This is a genomic window from Eubacterium sp. An11 (assembly GCF_002161065.1).
GTDB classification, from domain to species: domain Bacteria; phylum Bacillota; class Clostridia; order Lachnospirales; family Lachnospiraceae; genus Anaerobutyricum; species Anaerobutyricum faecale.
This window is the reverse complement of record NZ_NFLV01000002.1, coordinates 167,486-182,442: the sequence shown is the minus strand read 5'-3', so window position 1 is coordinate 182,442 and position 14,957 is coordinate 167,486. Positions and strand designations below refer to the sequence as shown.

Below are 14,957 nucleotides of genomic sequence, written 5' to 3'. Positions count from 1 at the left end.
TGACAGGAGGAAAAGGAGAATGAAAAAATTCACAAATTATTTTGCATCCATTGTTTTCAGCGCATTTGCGGCGGCGGTGCTTCTGGCCGTTTCTCCGATGGAGACGAAAGCAGCCGAAGATGAGGTGACGGTGTCCATAGACGGAGTGGTATATACTCTGGAAGATCCGGACAGCGGATCATACGGAGAGGCACGGCTGGATGAAATCTCCACACAGACAGAAGTCTATGTGCGCAATGAAGTAGAGTACCAGGGAGAATATTATCCTATCGCTACTTTTGAGTGGGATGATGACGAATTTGTCAGCAGAGAAAGAGGATACGGGGATGGCTGGGAAGAGCTGGATATGGACAAATATATCCCGGTGCATCAGAATCTTCGCAAGGTCACCATCGCATCGGATGTGGACGTGGTCGGACGGGCCGTCAATTTCCCGAACCTGGAAGAAGTCTCTTTTGAAGGAAAAATTTCTTATCCGTATGGCATCTATTACTATAACTGTCCGAAACTGAAAAACGTGTATATTCCGGCGGATTACCGCACATCGGAGAACAAGAGAAGTGCTGTGGATATTAAGAGGTGTCCGTCTGTGACGATCACTGTCGATGAGAGAAGCCCGTATTTCCGGGTCATTGACAATGATGTATACTCCAAAGACGGAAAAATCCTTTATAATGTGACCAATAATGTAAAGAATTACCGGGTAAGAAAAGGCGTGACAAAGATTGAAGAATATGCGCTCAATGGTAATAACCAGATTAAGAGTGTATACATTCCAAACTCTGTGAAGAAGATTGGAGATCATGCCATGGGGTGTATGGATAATCTCCGCTCTGTCCGCATGAGTAAATCTGTAAAGAAGCTCAACGCAGGAGTTTTCAAACACTCCACAAAACTTAAAAAGCTGGATCTGCCGAAGAAGATGCGCACGTTTACAGGTGAATTTGGAGGAAATGCCTTTAACAAATTCAAAAAGATAACCATTCGCGCGAAAAGTCTGAAAAAGGGAAATTTTAGCAGCCTTTCTTCAAAATGCAAAGTTTATGTGCGAAACAGCAAGGTAAGAAATCAGCTTCGCCAGTATGGTTTTAAAGGAAAAATTTTCATCTTATAGGCAATATTGTAGAATGTTTATGAGCGGAATTCTTGTATGAAAGATAAGCCGAAATAAAACGTTTACGGAGGACAGAAAGGAGATTACAATGAAAGCAATCAAAAAATATACCGTGGCCTGTTTTCTTCTGCTGGTGTTTGGCCTGTTTCTGGCAGTAAAAACACCGGTATCCGCAGAAGATTTGTCATCAGTGTTTATTGACGGGGTAGAATATAATCTGACAAGACCTCAGAATGCCGTGGCATCCATTGACCGGGTGCGGGGGGATCATTTGAAAAGTGAACTCTATATTCCTTCCACAGTGGAATACAATGGAAAAACATATCGTGTGAGACAATTTTACTGGGGGGATATGGGAACCTATGATCAGAGAAGGCCGTCTTTTGACCGTCTTGCCTGGAAAACGGTGAACATTCCGGACCAGAAACGTTCGTACTATGCCTGCCTGAAAAAGATAACCATTGCCAAAGGGGTACTGGTGCAGGGCATGGCTTATCAGTTTGATCAGCTGGAGGAAGTGGTGCTGGAAGATTCCAACAACATGCTGGACGCCTACTATAACCAGTGTCCGAAGCTGAAGACTCTCCATCTCGGGTCCAGGATTTCGGATTATAATCTTGATATTAAAAACTGTCCGTCTCTCCAGGTGACCATTGACAGCGCCAATCCATATATGAAGGTCATCGGAAAAGATATTTATTCCAAAGACGGGAAGACGCTCTACGATGTGGTCAACGGCAGCCGGGTATACTGTGTGAGAAAAGGCGTGAAGAAGATCGCGGGAAGCGGTCTCAGCCATAACACTTCCATTGAGAAGCTTTATCTTCCGGATTCAGTGACCGAAATCAGAACAGATACGATAAATAATCTGCCGAATCTTAGAAAGATTCGTTTTGGAAAGAAAATGGATATCTTCCACTGGGGATGGATGGAAGGTAATCCAAAAGTAAAAACGGTTTATGTGCCGGCACAGGTGAAAGAGATTCACTATAATTATGTGGAGAAAAAGATCAAGAGCGTCAAAAAGATCTATCTGTACAGTAAGAACCTGAAAAAGGGTAATCTGAAGGGCGCGCCAAAGTCCAGTACAATCTATGTCAGAAATGCTTCGGTCAGGAAACAGCTGAAGAAGTTTGGTTTCAAAGGCAAAATTGTCATTAAGAAAAATATGAAGAATTATAACAAAACATTTTAAAATGTTCTGAAAAAAAGGACCAATATTCTGAGAAAAGAACCATGCCATGTGATATTCCGCTTTCGGGCAGGATACCGCTGTCATGGTCCTTTTTTTCTGTTGCCGACGTTTAAAAGTCAGGCTGCATGCGGAGAATGTCAGCTGTCAAAGTCTGGTTTTGCCAGCTGTCTGAAAAATCTGGCGGAGGCCAGACTGATGATGATAATGATAACTCCGCTGGGAACCAGTACCCGGCTGACACTGTCAGAAAACAGATCAAACAGAAAGCCATAAATGATCTGTCCGGCCGGCTGAGCGCATAGGGAGAGAGTAAATACATAAGACATCACCTTTCCCATCAGGTCTTCCGGTGTATGGGCTTGTATCACGGAGATGGCATAGGTGGAAAACAGGCTGCATCCCAGCTGGCAGGTGCAGAACATAATAAGAAGGATCAGATAGCGGGTAAAGGCATGAAGGGGGAATAAAAAGGCAAGGCCGCAGGGAAACAGGCACAGGCCGAAACCGGCCAGTATGCCGACAAGATGCGGCGGCCGGATTTTTTTCGCCAGCGCCATGACACAAAGGCTGCCCAGAATAGATGCCGCACCCATGGCACTCTCCGCAACGCCGTAATATGCGGCAGGAAGTCCGAGAACCGTGCGCACCAGGTATGGAAAGCCAACGACGGCAGTTCCGGCTACAAAAAGACTTACGGCTGCCGCCAGCAGAAGCAGTTTCAGAATATCTGGCTGCTCCCGGCGCAGAAAATGCATACTGACAGAGAAGTCTTCTTTAATTATAGCGCCGATTCCCATGTGGTCTGCCGGTTTTTGATAATCAAGCTGGATAAAACATTCCAGCAGGGCCGTGAGGAAAAAGCATAGGACTGCCCCATAAAAGACAGGGCAGATGCCAAAAGCCGCATAAAAAACGCTTCCCAGGAACGGGGTGATGAGGGAGGTGATGGATGAAACCTGATTGACGATGGCATTTCCTTTTACGATGTTACTGCCGGAAAGCATCTGCGGAATGCAGGCCTGCACGGTGGGAGATTCGAAGGCTCCCAGCATGGACAGAATCACCAGCAGTGCGCCGATGACGATGATATCCCGTCTTTCTGCCATGGCGAAGCTGGCCAGGAACACGGACAGACCGGAGAGGGCGTCCAGCGCTGCCATGATATTTCGCCGGTTGGCCCGGTCGGCAAGAATCCCTCCAAAAGGGGAGAGAAGGATGGTGGGAAGTATGGAAAGTGATAAAAGGCCTGCGAACACAGAGGCAGAACCAGTACTTTCCAGCACATACATGGACAAGGCAAATTTCAGTGTGTAATTACCAATCGGGGAGCTGGTCTGCCCCGCGATCAAAAAGATAAAATTTCGGGTAAAAAGCTTCTGTTTCATTTTTATTCCTTTCCGTTCATATCTAGGTTTTTCAGAATCCGGCATTTCTGCCGGCGCTTATACTTCCATATTTTCCACATAACGAGACAAATGTTTTATGGCTGTCACGGCACCGGCCGCCGCCACGCCGGTCACCAGAAAAAGTGCCGGATGGAAGATATAAACAGCAGACAATATCTGACACACGACACAGGAGATGATAACTCCGGATACGATGGTGACAGGCACGGATGTTTTCAGAAAGCCGATCCATGAAGACAGCAGTGCCAGAAAACCAGCCAGCAGAGAATGAAAGAGAAGAGAAAAGAAAATCCATGCTGCCATGGTGCCTGTCATGGTATCGGTACAGATGGGGAAGAAGCACTCTGTCAGCATAAAGAAAAACCCGGTTGCGATTCCGCACAGCAGCATGGCGGCCGTGGAATAGAAAAAGACCAGGCACAGTTTGGCACCCATGATTTTTCTCCGGCTGACTGGGTAAGAAAATAACAAAATGGCTCTGGCGCCGGTATATTCCTCCACGATAAAACGGGCGCCCATCACTGATCCCAGAATGGTAAAGGCAGCCATACTCAGCAGATGATTCAGACTGAACAGAAATTCATAGGAAGAGAACAGTCCGATGTCTGTCTCTGTCGGATCGATGAGAGGAATGGATGCCATAAAATAATAAAAAAACAGCATAGTGACAGAACAGATCAGTGCTGCCCTGTGATATGGCCGCAGACTGCTTCGTCTGATTTCCAGTGATATGAGAGCTTTCATTGAGAGTTCCTCCTTTTATAGTGGTCGTTTTGTGGTTCATAGGATGTGGCTGCTTCCATGACGGTGATCAGATAATCTTCCAGATCATTGGGATGACGGGCGCGGATTCGTGCAGTATCTTCTTCCAGAGCGATTCTTCCTTCTGCCAGTACTCCTATGCGGTCAGTATTTTGAAGGATTTCAGATAAAAAATGACTGGAAAGAAGAATAGTCATTCCACTTTCTTCTGCAAGCTGCCGGAAAAGAAAGCGGATTTCCCGTATGCCGGCAGGGTCCAGTCCGTTGGTCGGCTCATCCAGGATGAGGATTTCCGGTCTGTGAACGATGGAGCGGGCAATGGCCAGACGCTCCCGCATTCCCAGGGAGAATTCTCTGACAGGCTGCGGACCGGTTCCGGAAAGACCTACCCGGTCAAGGGCCGGTTCGGCCTCCGTGTCGTCCAGGCCCATGTAGGCCAGATGGAGCCGGAGATTATCAGCGGCTGACAAATGTTCATAAAAGACAGGAGTCCCGATGAGACTCCCGGTGTGTCTCAGAATTTGAATCCGGTTTTTTACACTGTCCCGGCCCAGGACAGAAGCGGTTCCGGCAGTGGGTTTTAGCAGACCCAGCAGCAATTTAAAGAGAGTGGTTTTCCCGGCTCCGTTTTTTCCTAAGAGCCCGTAAATAGTTCCTTTTTTCACAGAAATATTGCAATTCTTTAGGATCTCTTTTCCGGAAAATGTTTTTGTGAGGTGATTTGTGGATATTGCGGTTTCCTGCATAGGTTCCTCCTTTCAATACCGAACGTTGGTATGTATAATAGATAAGAAAAAATGCGGTATTTTAATACCGTCTGAACGAATGTATATAATCCAGAAGAATAGAGTTCCGTAAAAGGAACTCTGAACCGGGCGCGGCGGGGTTGTGTCTTCAGGATTCATCCGGCATTTTCTCAAAGAACTGCTCCACCAGCTCGTAGATGGAGTCATCCATCAGCGGAACGCCCATCTTTTCCAGCATATCGCCGAGAAAATGAAATTTGTGCTTCATGCCTTCCTTGTCAGCCGGAAATACAGAGGGTAGCAGCCACAGGCTGGTGAGCAGGGGCATTAATTCCGCCAGTTCTTTGGCATACTCTGTGTGCAGGGATCCGTCCCGGTTGCCCTCTTCCAGCAGCTCCTGATAATAAGGGGTGAGGATCCGCCTGTTGGATTCGATCATCTCCACCAGAAGCCGGGGATTCCTTGTGAGAGGGATAGCCTGGATGGTCATATCTGTACGGGCTTCGTCAGACTGATTCAGCCGGATTGCTTCCTTAAGCTTCTGCAATCCATTCAGGTCAGAACGATTCCGGACGGCCTCAAAAGGATTATTGGCAGAGAACATCCGGTCGCCCACCGCGTCCATGATCTCTTCCTTTGATTTGAAATGATGGTAGACTGCTCCCTTTGACAGACCGTCCAGTTCATTGACAATGTCCTGGATCGTGGTGTTGTCATAGCCTTTTTCCAGAAAAAGGCGTTGGGCCGCATCAAGAATCTTTTCAACCGTGACTTCCGGATATTTATTTCGGGCCATACCCTGTCCTCCTTTCATTTACATACATTCGTTATGTATTCAGTATATGGGAAAAATGGATGCCTGTCAAGATACATTCGGTTGGTATTTATAAATGATATTGAAAAAGGTGTGAAAGAAGAATGATTTTCCCGTTTACAACCCACCTGTTCTGTGTTATTCTATCTTAATTGTGAGGTGAAAGATATGCCAGAAATTTATTTTGATAACGGAGCGACGACCCGTGTTTTTCCGGAAGTAAAAGAGATTATGTCTGAGGTTCTGGACATAGAATATGGAAACCCTTCATCTATGCATTTGAAGGGATATCATGCGGAACAATATGTGAACAGAGCGAAAGAGGAGATTGCCAGAAGTCTCAAGGTGGAGCCGAAGGAGATTTATTTTACGTCCGGCGGCACGGAGGCCAATAATCTGGCACTCATCGGAACGGCCATGGCCCATAAGAGGACAGGAAAGCACATCATCACTACCTGTATTGAACATGCATCGGTATATAATCCCCTGGGATTTCTGGAGGAGGAAGGTTTTGAGGTGACCTACCTTCCGGTGGATGAGAAGGGGATTGTCAGCCTGGAAGCCTTGCAGGAGGCACTTCGGCCGGATACCTTTCTTGTGTCTGTCATGTGTGTCAACAATGAGATTGGTGCCGTGGAGCCCATCGCTGAGATCGGGCGCATTGTGAAGAAATATAATCCGGAGATTTTGTTCCATACGGATTGTATTCAGGCTTACGGTAAGATGAAGCTTTTCCCTAAAAAATGGAAAGTGGACATGTTGTCTGTCAGCGGCCACAAGATCCACGGCCCGAAAGGGATTGGTTTTCTTTATATTAAGGAAGGAACTAAGATTAAGCCGATCATCTGGGGCGGTAATCAGCAGAAAGGGATGCGTTCCGGAACAGAAAACGTACCGGGGATTGCCGGTATGGGAAAAGCGGCAGAGCTGATTTATAAGGATCACAAAGAAAAGGTGGAGAAGCTCCGGGAGATCAAGGATCATTTCCGGCAGAGGGTCATGGCGGAGATTCCTGATGTGAAAGATAATTCGGGAGAGGCGCCGCACATTGCCAGCATTTCATTTCTGGGCGTGCGAAGCGAGGTGCTGCTTCATTCCCTAGAGGAAAAAGGCATCTATGTGTCCGCCGGATCTGCCTGTTCATCCAACAAGCCGGAAGTCAGTGGAACTCTCCGGGGAATCGGCCTTGATAAAGATCATTATGAATCCACCCTGCGTTTCTCTTTTTCTATCTATAATACTGTGGAGGAAACAGACATTTGTGTGGATGCCCTGAAGGAGATCCTGCCGATACTGCGGCGGTTTACAAGAAGATAAACTGACTGCTGTGCCGATAAGAGCTGTGGCCGGCGGCGGTTGGTATCATGATAAAAATGAGAGAAAATGTGAAAGGAGATTTTATGGATTTCAAAGCATTTCTGATTAAATATGCGGAGATTGGCGTTAAGGGAAAGAACCGGTTCCGGTTTGAGGATGCGCTGATCCAGCAGATGCGCTATGCATTGCAGCCGGTGGGAGAGTTCAGTATCCGGAAAGAGTCCGGCCGGATTTTTGTGGACGCTCTGGAAGAATATGACTATGATGAGGCAGTGGAGGCGCTGTCCCGGGTATTCGGCATTGCCGGCATCTGCCCGATCGTGGTGGAGGAAAATAAAGATTTTGACCACATTGCAGCGGTGGTCTGCGATTACGTGGGAGAGCGGTATGAAAACCGGGCTTTTTCTTTTAAGGTAAATGTGAGAAGAGCCGATAAGAAATATCCGATCAAGTCTATGGAAGTGGCGGCTCTGCTGGGCGAGAAACTGCTGGAACGGTATGAGGAAGAAGGCCTCCATGTGGATGTCCATGAGCCGGATGTACTGCTCACCGTAGAAATCCGCGATAAAGTGTACATTTATTCCGATGAGATACCGGGACCGGGCGGTATGCCGGTGGGGACCGGAGGAAGAGCTATGCTGCTGCTTTCCGGCGGTATCGACAGTCCGGTGGCGGGCTACATGATTTCAAAAAGAGGAGTGAGTCTGGAGGCGACTTATTTTCACGCGCCGCCGTACACCAGCGAGAGGGCAAAGCAGAAGGTGGTCGATCTGGCAAAACTCATTGCCCGTTATACGGGACCGATCACTTTGCACGTGGTCAATTTTACGGATATTCAGATGGCCATTTATGAGAAGTGCCCGCACGATGAACTGACCATCATCATGCGCCGTTATATGATGAAGATTGCGGAACATTTCGCGAAAGAGAGCGGATGTCTGGCCCTGGTAACCGGAGAGAGCATCGGACAGGTGGCAAGCCAGACCATGCAGAGTCTTTATGTGACCAACGAAGTCTGCGAGATGCCGGTGTTCCGGCCGTGTATCGGCATGGATAAGCAGGATATCGTGGAACTTTCCGAGCGAATCGGTACTTATGAGACGTCAATTTTGCCATATGAGGACTGCTGTACCATTTTTGTGGCAAAGCATCCGGTGACAAAGCCGCGGCTTGACGTGATCAGGAAGTCGGAGAGAAAGCTTGATGACTGTATCGATGAGCTGTTGAAAACCGCCATTGAGACAGAAGAAGTGATAAAAGTTCACGCGCACTAAATGCGGAACAGAAAAATCCCGGAGCCTGTGGCTCCGGGAATGGTATTTTTAAGAAATCGGATATCTGTGCTGTCGGATTATTATTCTTCTGTTACGATGTACGGCTGCAGCTGTTCGAGAATCTCATCCATGTTGTCGGCGTTATGAATATTTAAGTCGATTGGCTTGGAGATATCCAGACTGAAGATGCCCATAATGGATTTGGCGTCAATCACATAACGGCCGGAAACTAAGTCAAACTCAGCGTCAAAACGATTGATGACATTGACGAAAGTTTTAACCTTATCAATAGAATTTAAAGAGATTTTTACTGTTTTCATTGGACATATCCTCCTCGGGTTTTCTAATAATTATATTGTAATTATAGTACCTTTTTCAGACACAAAAGTCAATAGAAAGACCTGTTTTACAGGGGGGATATTCCGGCGTTTCGGAGGGAAAATTCTGGCGGCGCCGGGCGCGGGACCAGGAAAGAATCACAGCAAAAAATGCGGGAAAGAAAGACCGGGAAAAGGGAGGCGATACATTGGGAGAAACTTTAAAAGCGGCGTTCCTGACCCTCGGCTGCAAGGTCAACCAGTATGAGACCGACGCCATGCGGGAACTCTTAGAGACAGCAGGTTATGATATCGTGGATTTTAAGGATCCGGCGGATGTTTATATTATCAATACCTGTTCTGTGACCAATATGGCGGACAGAAAAAGCCGCCAGATGATTCATCGTGCCAGAAAACATAATCCGGATGCTGTCATTGTGGCAGCAGGCTGCTATGTTCAGTCGGCGGAGGAGGAACTGAAAGCAAAAGAGACCGCCGATGTGCTCATTGGCAATAATAAGAAGAAGGACATCGTCCGGATTCTTGATGAATATTTCCAAAAAAGAGAGAAAACCTCGGAAGTACTCGATATTTCCGCCACAAAAGAATATGAATCCCTGACGATCCATAAGGTAAGTGAGCATACGAGAGCATATATTAAAATACAGGACGGATGCAATCAGTTCTGCTCTTACTGCATCATTCCTTATACCAGGGGACGAATCCGGAGTAAACGTCCGGAGGAGGTGATCCGGGAGATCCGGACGCTGGCGGAAAAAGGATACCGGGAGGTGGTGCTTACCGGCATCCATCTTAGTTCTTACGGAATGGATTTTGAGGGAGAAAAGAATGTCAATCTGTTAAGTATCATTCAGAAAGTACAGAAGATTGACGGCATTGACCGGATTCGTCTGGGTTCTCTGGAACCGAGGATCATCACAGAAGAATTCGCGCAGGGATTAAAGGAATGTGATAAAGTCTGCCCGCATTTTCATCTGTCCCTCCAGAGCGGCTGTGATGAGACGCTGAAGCGGATGAACCGGAAGTATACCACGGAAGAATACCGGAAGGCTCTCGCCATTCTCCGGAACACTTTTGAACACCCGGCTCTCACCACGGATGTGATCGTGGGATTTGCCGGAGAGACGGAGGAAGAATTTGAAAAGACAAGGGCATATCTGGAGGAGATTAACCTCTATGAGATGCATATTTTCAAATATTCCGTGCGGAAGGGCACCCGTGCAGAAAAAATGCCCGGACAGGTGCCGGAAGACATCAAGACAAGACGGTCGGCAGTGCTTCTCGCCATGGCCGAAAGACACAAAAAAGACTTCGAACAGAGGTATATTGGAAAAGAAGAGAAAGTACTGCTGGAAGAAATGGTCGAGATCAATGGTACAAAATACATGCAGGGACACACGGAACGTTATGTGAAAGTTGTAGTGAAATTTGACGAAAATCTTAAAATTTTGCGACAAAATAATATAATTGTGGTGAAAATTCAAGGTTTTATAGATGAAAATTTACTGTATGGAAAAGTTTCGATTGAATTTTAACCAGACTCATAGTAGAATAATTTATGAGTGCAAATCTGTAAAAGGAGGTTAACATGGGTAGAAATAATACACAGTTTTTTCAGGTAGTCAAAGAACAGGAATATGACGTTGCGTCTATTTTGAAGGATGTCTATGAAGCCCTGAAAGAAAAAGGATATAATCCGATTAATCAGATTGTGGGTTATATTATGTCCGGAGACCCGACGTATATTACCAGTCATAAGAATGCCAGAAGCCTGATTATGAAAGTAGAACGAGACGAGATTCTGGAAGTTTTATTTGAAAACTATATTGATACTCAGTTAAAGTGATATGAAGGAACGTTGGATGGGTCTGGACTTCGGGTCAAAGACTGTCGGCGTCGCCGTGAGCGATTCGTTAGGGATCACTGCCCAGGGCGTGGAGACGATCACCAGGAAGTCCGGTAAGAAACTGAGGCAGACACTGGCAAGAATTGAGGCATTGATAGAAGAATATCAGGTTGAAAAGATTGTGCTTGGATTACCAAAGAATATGAACAATACACTGGGCGCGCGTGCGGATGAAACAGCAGCGTTTCAGGAGATGCTGGAGCGGAGAACAGGACTTGAGGTCATATTATGGGATGAAAGGCTGACGACAATGGAATCAGAACGTATTCTTATGAGTGGCGGCGTGAGAAGAGAACACCGTAAGGAACGGATTGACTGGATGGCGGCAGCACTCATTTTGCAAAGTTATATGGATTCCCATCCGGTCCCGGACAGGTGATAACGGGTCGGCAGAACGGAAGAGAGAGGTTGGAATGAAAAAGTATGAGAGTATTCCATTTCTGACGGACGACGGTTTGGAAATCGAATTCTGCGTCATAGAACAGACCAGGATCAACGGGGTGAACTATCTGCTCGTTTCCGATGATTTGAATGAATCGGAAGGGGAAGACGATGAGGAGACCCTCGTTTATATCATGAAGGAGAGTGCCGAGGAGGAAAACGGCATGAAGACCTATGAGATGGTGGAAGATGAGGCAGAGCTTGCGTCGGTTTTCAAAATTTTTGAACAGTTGATCGAAGATATGGATTTGGAGGCAGAATAACAGGTCTCCGGATGTGGCAGCAGGACCCGGAGATGATTTACCTAAAATAAAATATGGAATTTATGGACTTTTGCTGCGAACACCGGACTGACTGGTTCGTTCTGCTTTTTTTGAAAGTGAGGAAGAACGGAGGTAGTAACTTGAAAGCAACGGGAAATCAGTCGGTAAAAATAATACCTCTCGGAGGATTAGAGCAGATTGGCATGAATATTACCGCATTTGAGTATGAAGACAGTATTATTGTGGTAGACTGCGGTCTGGCTTTTCCGGACGAAGAGATGTTAGGAATAGATTTAGTAATACCGGACATTACGTATTTGAAGGAGAATGCGTCCAAGGTGAAGGGCCTTGTCATCACCCATGGACATGAGGACCACATTGGCGCCATTCCCTATGCGTTAAAGGAACTGAACATGCCTATCTACGCCACAAAGCTTACGATGGGCCTGATTGAAAATAAATTAAAAGAACATAATCTTTTAAGAAGTACCAGAAGAAAAGTGGTCAAACACGGACAGTCCATCAATCTTGGCTGTTTCCGTATTGAATTTATCAAGACAAACCACAGTATCAGCGATGCGGCGGCGCTGGCGATTTATACGCCGGCCGGCATCATCGTGCATACAGGCGATTTTAAGATTGACTACACGCCGGTTTTTGGCGACGCCATCGACCTTGGCCGGTTTGCGGAACTTGGAAAGAAAGGTGTGCTGGCGCTCATGTGCGAGAGTACCAATGTGGAAAGAGAAGGGTACACTCCATCTGAGCGGACCGTGGGAAGAACGCTCAATCATCTCTTTGATGAGAACAGCGGACACAGAATCATTGTGGCGACCTTCGCGTCCAACGTGGACCGGGTGCAGCAGATCATCAACTGTGCTTATAAATACGGCAAAAAGGTTGTTGTGGAAGGAAGGAGCATGGTCAACACCATCTCCACAGCCGCAGAACTTGGCTATATTAAGATTCCGGAGAACACCCTCATCGGTATCGAGGAGATGCGGAATTATGTCGATGAACAGATTGTACTCATTACAACAGGAAGCCAGGGCGAGACCATGGCAGCGTTGAGCCGGATGGCGGCGTCCACCCACAGAAAGGTATCCATCAAACCGGGAGATGTGATCATTTTCAGCTCTCATCCGATACCGGGCAATGAAAAGGCTGTATCCAAGGTCATGAATGAACTGGCCAAGAAAGGTGCCAGCGTGATTTTCCAGGATACCCATGTATCCGGACATGCCTGCCAGGAAGAGATCAAGCTTCTCTATACCCTGACGAAGCCGAAATACGCGATTCCGATTCACGGAGAATACCGCCACCTGAAACGGCACAAAGACCTTGCCATCGAGATGGGGATTCCGAAGGAGAATGTCATCATTCTCCAGTCGGGGGATGTACTCTCCATTTCTGAGGAGAAGGCTGCTGTCATCGGCCGGGTGCCGGCACAAGGTATTTTAGTAGATGGTCTGGGCGTCGGCGACGTGGGTAATATCGTATTGCGCGACAGACAGCATTTGTCACAGAATGGTCTGTTCATCGTGGTGGTTACTCTTGATCGTTATAATAACATGCTGCTGGCAGGTCCGGATATCGTATCCAGAGGATTTGTCTATGTGAGAGAAAATGAACAGCTCATGGAAGCGGCAAAGAATGTTGTGAGAGATACCCTGGAACACTGCAGTGCCAAAAATATCACAGACTGGACAAGAATCAAGACTGCTATCCGGGATGATCTGGGAGGATTTATCTGGAAGAAAATGAAGAGAAGTCCGATGATTCTTCCAATCATCATGGAAGTGTAGCCAGCACTGTACAGTTAGCAAAATATGCGGCTGTGCAGTCAATGGACATGCAGATCAGGCAGAAAGGCGCAGACCCATGGGAACAGAAGAAAAGGAAGAGGAAATATTTCCGGAACTGACGGAGATTCTGGACGGGACCAGGGAGCTTACAGCTCTTTTGAAAAGGACAGAAAGTTATCAGAATTACTGCAGAGATCTTGCGAAGCTCAAAGAGCGGCCGGATCTTTACAGTCAGCTGAATGTGTTCCGGCGGCGGAATCTGCAGCTGCAGATACTGAGCGATACAGAAGACTATGACGACAAAACAGAGGAACTGCAGAAAGAATATAAAAATATTCTCATGGAATCTGTGGTCATGGATTTTCTCACATCGGAGCAGGCGGTGTGCAAGCTGCTCCGGAAGGTCTATGATGTACTGTACAAAGAGATAGACCTGGATATTTCCTATATGGACGAAGAATAAAGAAGCATAAGATACGGGAAGGAGCAGATACTATGGCAAATAAAGTAATCCGATTTATCGTGAAGGCCTTATTTTACATTTTTATCGCACTCCTTCTCGTTTATTTGTTTGTACAGATGCGGCAGGTGGGTTATCAGATTTTTTCCGATAAGGCCAAGGACAGTCCGGAAGTGGCTAAGGAGATGGTTCTCACGGTGACGGAGGACGAATCTCTTCTGGAGATAGGAAAGGACCTGGCCAGCAAGGACATTATCAACAATGCCTATATTTTTGCGGCGGCGCTTCGCTGCTCCGAAGGATATAAAAATATCCAGGCGGGAGAATATGTCATAAATTCTTCCCAGCGGCCGTCGGAGATTCTTGCCACACTGACGCATAAAGGAGAGCAGGACGAGGGATGATGGATAGAGAGCGTGTTCTGGATTTCATCCGTTCCTTCAGCGTGGACAGAGGTTCAGACAGTTTAAAAGCTATTGAGGCGGAGGCTGTCCGGGACCGTGTTCCCGTGATTCGGAGAGAAACCCGGGAGTTACTTAGAATAGTATTGCAGATGAAAAAACCGGAGAAGATTCTTGAGGTTGGTGCAGCCATAGGATTTTCTTCGGTTTTTATGGGTGAAAATACTCCTTCCTCCACTAAGATCACCACCATTGAGAATTATCCGCCCCGCATTGCGCGGGCAAAGGCGAATATTGCCATGGCAGGGATGGAGGAGCGCATCACGCTGCTGGAAGGGGATGCTGCCGACTGGCTGAAAAAGCTTGACGACAGTTATGATTTTATATTTATGGATGCTGCCAAGGGACAGTATATACATTTTCTGCCGGATGTTCTGCGGCTGCTGCCAAAGGACGGGGTTTTGATCTCGGACAACGTGCTGCAGGATGGGGATATTTTTGAATCCCGGTACGGCATCCGCAGAAGAAACCATACCATTCACAGCAGGATGCGGGAATATTTATTTGCCCTGACGCATAATGATACATTGGATACCGTCATACTGGAGACGGGGGACGGCATGACCATCAGTGTGAAGAAATAACAGATGTTGCCACAGAGCGGCAGAAGACAGTGATTGCACAGCGATGCGGCAGAATGCCACAGGAAATGGCG

At 46.9% G+C, this 14,957-nt stretch carries 17 protein-coding genes; 12 read left to right on the top strand and 5 right to left on the bottom strand.

Going from position 1 to position 14,957, the window contains the following annotated elements; translation table 11 throughout:
- Window positions 1-19 precede the first annotated feature (19 nt).
- Both B5E53_RS02800 and B5E53_RS02795 read left to right on the top strand, forming a co-directional pair.
- Window positions 20-1,114: a leucine-rich repeat protein gene (locus tag B5E53_RS02800; protein ID WP_162611763.1), complete on the top strand. Its 1,095-nt coding sequence runs from the start codon at window positions 20-22 to the stop codon at window positions 1,112-1,114.
- Between the two features lie 88 nt (window positions 1,115-1,202).
- Entirely contained in the window at window positions 1,203-2,309 is a 1,107-nt protein-coding gene (locus B5E53_RS02795) for a leucine-rich repeat protein (RefSeq protein WP_087312513.1), read from the top strand.
- 137 nt (window positions 2,310-2,446) lie between these two features.
- Here B5E53_RS02795 and B5E53_RS02790 read toward each other — a convergent pair whose 3' ends face one another.
- The 4 genes from B5E53_RS02790 to B5E53_RS02775 all read right to left on the bottom strand — a co-directional run bounded on the left by B5E53_RS02790 (window position 2,447) and on the right by B5E53_RS02775 (window position 6,019).
- Complete coding sequence (locus B5E53_RS02790; RefSeq protein ID WP_087312632.1) at window positions 2,447-3,694, bottom strand: MFS transporter; 1,248 nt, start codon at window positions 3,692-3,694, stop codon at window positions 2,447-2,449.
- Window positions 3,695-3,751: 57 nt separating this feature from the next.
- Window positions 3,752-4,459 (bottom strand): hypothetical protein, encoded by a 708-nt coding sequence (locus B5E53_RS02785; RefSeq protein ID WP_087312512.1) that lies wholly within the window; start codon window positions 4,457-4,459, stop codon window positions 3,752-3,754.
- Window positions 4,456-5,223, bottom strand: coding sequence for an ATP-binding cassette domain-containing protein (locus B5E53_RS02780; protein ID WP_087312511.1), 768 nt, complete (start codon window positions 5,221-5,223; stop codon window positions 4,456-4,458). Before B5E53_RS02780 ends, B5E53_RS02785 begins: the two co-directional genes overlap by 4 nt.
- A 148-nt stretch (window positions 5,224-5,371) precedes the next feature.
- Window positions 5,372-6,019 carry a TetR/AcrR family transcriptional regulator gene (locus tag B5E53_RS02775; RefSeq protein WP_087312510.1) on the bottom strand — a complete coding sequence of 216 codons (648 nt, stop codon included), beginning with the start codon at window positions 6,017-6,019 and terminating at the stop codon, window positions 5,372-5,374.
- Between the two features lie 186 nt (window positions 6,020-6,205).
- Between B5E53_RS02775 and B5E53_RS02770 the strand changes: the two genes are divergently transcribed.
- Window positions 6,206-7,354, top strand: coding sequence for a cysteine desulfurase family protein (locus tag B5E53_RS02770; RefSeq protein ID WP_087312509.1), 1,149 nt, complete (start codon window positions 6,206-6,208; stop codon window positions 7,352-7,354).
- 83 nt (window positions 7,355-7,437) lie between these two features.
- Window positions 7,438-8,628 (top strand): tRNA uracil 4-sulfurtransferase ThiI, encoded by a 1,191-nt coding sequence (gene thiI / locus B5E53_RS02765; protein ID WP_087312631.1) that lies wholly within the window; start codon window positions 7,438-7,440, stop codon window positions 8,626-8,628.
- A gap of 80 nt (window positions 8,629-8,708) precedes the next feature.
- On the opposite strand, the gene B5E53_RS02760 is transcribed toward thiI, so the two are convergent.
- Window positions 8,709-8,948, bottom strand: coding sequence for an HPr family phosphocarrier protein (locus tag B5E53_RS02760; RefSeq protein WP_087312508.1), 240 nt, complete (start codon window positions 8,946-8,948; stop codon window positions 8,709-8,711).
- Window positions 8,949-9,154: 206 nt separating this feature from the next.
- On the opposite strand from B5E53_RS02760, the gene mtaB reads away from it, so the two are divergent.
- From mtaB to B5E53_RS02720, 8 genes are all read left to right on the top strand, one after another.
- Window positions 9,155-10,501: a tRNA (N(6)-L-threonylcarbamoyladenosine(37)-C(2))-methylthiotransferase MtaB gene (mtaB, locus tag B5E53_RS02755; protein WP_087312507.1), complete on the top strand. Its 1,347-nt coding sequence runs from the start codon at window positions 9,155-9,157 to the stop codon at window positions 10,499-10,501.
- A gap of 53 nt (window positions 10,502-10,554) precedes the next feature.
- Window positions 10,555-10,812, top strand: a complete 258-nt coding sequence (locus B5E53_RS02750) for an IreB family regulatory phosphoprotein (protein ID WP_087279101.1) — start codon at window positions 10,555-10,557, stop codon at window positions 10,810-10,812.
- Between the two features lies 1 nt (window position 10,813).
- A complete protein-coding gene (gene ruvX, locus B5E53_RS02745) occupies window positions 10,814-11,251 on the top strand; it encodes a Holliday junction resolvase RuvX (protein ID WP_087312506.1) in 438 nt (145 codons plus the stop codon).
- Between the two features lie 34 nt (window positions 11,252-11,285).
- Window positions 11,286-11,576 carry a DUF1292 domain-containing protein gene (locus B5E53_RS02740; protein ID WP_087312505.1) on the top strand — a complete coding sequence of 97 codons (291 nt, stop codon included), beginning with the start codon at window positions 11,286-11,288 and terminating at the stop codon, window positions 11,574-11,576.
- Window positions 11,577-11,716: 140 nt separating this feature from the next.
- Window positions 11,717-13,381, top strand: a complete 1,665-nt coding sequence (locus tag B5E53_RS02735) for a ribonuclease J (RefSeq protein ID WP_087312504.1) — start codon at window positions 11,717-11,719, stop codon at window positions 13,379-13,381.
- 76 nt (window positions 13,382-13,457) lie between these two features.
- Window positions 13,458-13,844, top strand: coding sequence for a YlbF family regulator (locus B5E53_RS02730; protein WP_087312503.1), 387 nt, complete (start codon window positions 13,458-13,460; stop codon window positions 13,842-13,844).
- Between the two features lie 32 nt (window positions 13,845-13,876).
- The gene (locus tag B5E53_RS02725) at window positions 13,877-14,245 is read left to right on the top strand and encodes an endolytic transglycosylase MltG (RefSeq protein WP_087312502.1); all 369 of its coding nucleotides are present in this window, start codon (window positions 13,877-13,879) and stop codon (window positions 14,243-14,245) included.
- A complete protein-coding gene (locus B5E53_RS02720) occupies window positions 14,242-14,886 on the top strand; it encodes an O-methyltransferase (protein WP_087312501.1) in 645 nt (214 codons plus the stop codon). Before B5E53_RS02725 ends, B5E53_RS02720 begins: the two co-directional genes overlap by 4 nt.
- Window positions 14,887-14,957 lie beyond the last annotated feature (71 nt).